This is a genomic window from Aliidiomarina maris (genome assembly GCF_003987335.1).
In the GTDB taxonomy this organism is placed as follows: Bacteria; Pseudomonadota; Gammaproteobacteria; order Enterobacterales; family Alteromonadaceae; genus Aliidiomarina; species Aliidiomarina maris.
Window position 1 is genome coordinate 1 of the sequence record NZ_PIPK01000027.1, and the last position, 2,632, is coordinate 2,632.

Annotated in this window: 4 protein-coding genes; all 4 read right to left on the reverse strand. The window is 53.8% G+C overall.

Annotation, left to right across the window (positions count from 1 at the left end; translation table 11 throughout):
• Nucleotides 1-48 precede the first annotated feature (48 nt).
• The 4 genes from CWE07_RS14145 to tnpA are packed head-to-tail and all read right to left on the reverse strand — an operon-like array spanning nt 49 to nt 2,550.
• On the reverse strand, nt 49-312 hold the full coding sequence (locus CWE07_RS14145) for a transposase (protein ID WP_111570606.1): 264 nt from the start codon (nt 310-312) through the stop codon (nt 49-51).
• A 5-nt stretch (nt 313-317) separates the two neighbouring features.
• A complete protein-coding gene (tnpC, locus tag CWE07_RS14150) occupies nt 318-1,931 on the reverse strand; it encodes an IS66 family transposase (RefSeq protein WP_111570607.1) in 1,614 nt (537 codons plus the stop codon).
• The gene (gene tnpB, locus CWE07_RS14155; RefSeq protein ID WP_126819027.1) at nt 1,931-2,281 is read right to left on the reverse strand and encodes an IS66 family insertion sequence element accessory protein TnpB; all 351 of its coding nucleotides are present in this window, start codon (nt 2,279-2,281) and stop codon (nt 1,931-1,933) included. The genes tnpC and tnpB overlap by 1 nt, the downstream gene beginning before the upstream one ends.
• Complete coding sequence (gene tnpA / locus CWE07_RS14160) at nt 2,281-2,550, reverse strand: IS66 family insertion sequence element accessory protein TnpA (protein WP_126819028.1); 270 nt, start codon at nt 2,548-2,550, stop codon at nt 2,281-2,283. Before tnpA ends, tnpB begins: the two co-directional genes overlap by 1 nt.
• Between the last annotated feature and the right edge of the window lie 82 nt (nt 2,551-2,632).

A 2,632-nucleotide genomic window follows, 5' to 3' on the forward strand; every position in this document is an offset into this window, starting at 1 on the left:
GTAAGCGTTCATTTGAAGGCGTTATTGACGGCGCGCAGGCTTGCCGTATTAGATTTCGCGGATGGAGCGCACTAAACCGGGAGGCAGCTTCCACTGTCGACCGTCTTCTGTGGCGATGACCACCGTTTTGCGATTTATTTTTATCAGCGTGCCGAACAATCGACCCTCGGGGGCATCGAAGTGAACAGCCTGGCCCAGTCGTAGCTTTTGCAGGGCTTCCATGTCCTGGCGCGCCCTGAGCTGGTCGATGCGCTTACAGATATGCTCGTTCAGCGCCAGTAACTGCTCCAGGGTCATGTCTTCGATGCGCATGCTGCTTACTCCTGGATTGGGCTTTTCGTGGCTGGCAATGGGGTAAACAGGTCGGAGGTGAATGGTGCGTCGGCGAAGTGCGCTTTCCATAGCCTCGGTGTCAGTTGCTCCACCTTGCTGGCGGGATGCTGACCAACCCGTAACAGCACATCTGTCAGGTAAGTATAGGGATTAATATCCTGCAGGCGGCACGTCGTGATTAAGCTCTGGATGATGCCCACATGCTCAGCGCCCAACTCGGTCCAGCAGAACAGCCAGTTACGCCGCCCCATCGGGATAGGCCGCAGTGCTCGCTCCAGATGATTGGTGTCCAGTTGGACTGCCGGGTTTTCCAGGAACACCCGCAATTCAACTTCTCGCGCTCTGACATACCCGATAGCGTTAAGCAGTGGGTCTTTTGGGATTAAGGTCTGGCGCTCAAGCTGCTGCAAGGCCCAGTCGAAGACGCTATCGACAATAGGCTTAGCGTGGCGCAAGCGGTATTCGCGCTTTTGCGCCGCATCCAGTTGCTGGGCATCACCTTCTGCCTCAACCTTATATAAGGCAGCAATCATACCCAAGGCCTCGCGCGCCGCCGCTGGATGCGCCGCTTCTGCTTCAATAAATTTACGGCGGCTGTGCGCCCAGCACTGAGCATGGGTCAACTGCGCATTGGCCTGCACATAACTGGCATAGGCGCTATAGCCGTCACTCAGTAACGTACCGCTAAAGCGGGTGCGCAGCGTCTTTTCGACATGGCGGCGGCCACGACTGGTGGAGAAGGTAAAATTCACTTCATGTTTATCGCCATATAACGGCCAGAACCAGCTTTGTTTTAGTTTTCCTGGCCCAGCCCGCGCTGCTTTTATCGGCGTCTCATCCATGGCCAGTACCTGACTTTGCAACACGCTGTGTAATTGAGCATGAGCAATGGGCGTTAACAGTTCAATAGCGCGCCTGGTCAGTGTCGTTAAGGTGGCCCGGCTTAACATGACACCACTGTCAGTAAGGCGCTGATGTTGACGATACAGGGGCAAGTGGTACTGGAACTTATCAACCAGTAACCCGGCCAGCAAACTGACATCCGCAAGGCTTTTGTCCAGGACATTACAAGGGGCCGGGCAAGGCAGGAGTGCGTTGTCATGTTTTCTTTTGAGTACCAGGCGGTCATAACGCAGCACGACGTAACTTGCCGGGCGCTGCGCCAGGCGGAAGGTGCTTTTAGTGCCAATCACTTCATACTGGTCGGCATCATCCCCGGTAAGCTCATCCGGTGTTTGGGTAATCACCTTAACCGGCACGTGCTCGCCAAAGCGCAGGCCACTGTCATTAACACAATCATCCGGGCGGATCTTTTTACCCTTGCCCCGTTGGTAGGTGACCGTGGTGGACTCGCCCTCAGGCTCCGTTTGTGGCGCCTTGATGTCACCCAGCAGCCCCAGTTGCAAAGCGTTATCGATAGACTGTCGTTTTTCACTTTTCTGACCAAACAGCTGCTTCTCAAACCAGGCGACACGACGCTTTAACGCCTCATTCTCTTGATTGAGGCGTGCATTTTCACTGGCGATATCGGCCAGGTTCGCAGGCATGCTCTGTGGTACAACTGAGGCTGTTTTCATAGCCTGTATTTTACCAGACATTACCGGGATTGGGGCATGTAGCGCTTTGATTGTCGGTGCCTGATAACTGTGATGCCGTCAACGATCATTTGCAGCGCACTGATACTCAATGGCTGTGGTCCACCTGAGTGCGCTCGCACCGGGAATTGGCCCTGCTCAAGACGCTTGGCCCACACACAATAGCCGGATGGCTCAAAGTACAAAACCTTCATCTGGGTTTTACGTCGGTTCACAAAAACGAAGTAATGCCCGCTAAGCGGGTTGTGGCCAAGTTGGTTGCGAACCAATGCACTTAATCCGTCAAACGACTTGCGCATATCAACAGGCGATGTGCACAACCAGATACGTTGCTGGGGGGCTGGGGCAAACATCAGCGCTGTGAAAGTTTGAGCTCGACACCATGGCCAAGACTAAGCACAATATCCCAGCGATCAGCTGATTGCTGCAAAGCCGATACATCCATAAACTGGGCGTCTTCCCTGGGCTGAGACTCAGGTTGTTGCAAACGCTTTCGCCATTTGCAGAAACTGGCATAACCAATCTCATGTTTGCTACAAAACGCCTGCGCATTGCCGCCGGTATCCTGCCACTGCGCAATAAGTTGTTGCCATTGCTCGCGTGTGCGATGTTTACGTGCCATAAAAGAGCTCCTCTAAAGTTGGGAGCACAACGATAACCTTACACGGTTAGTGAAAACAGAACGCTTTAGAATGAGCGCTTAC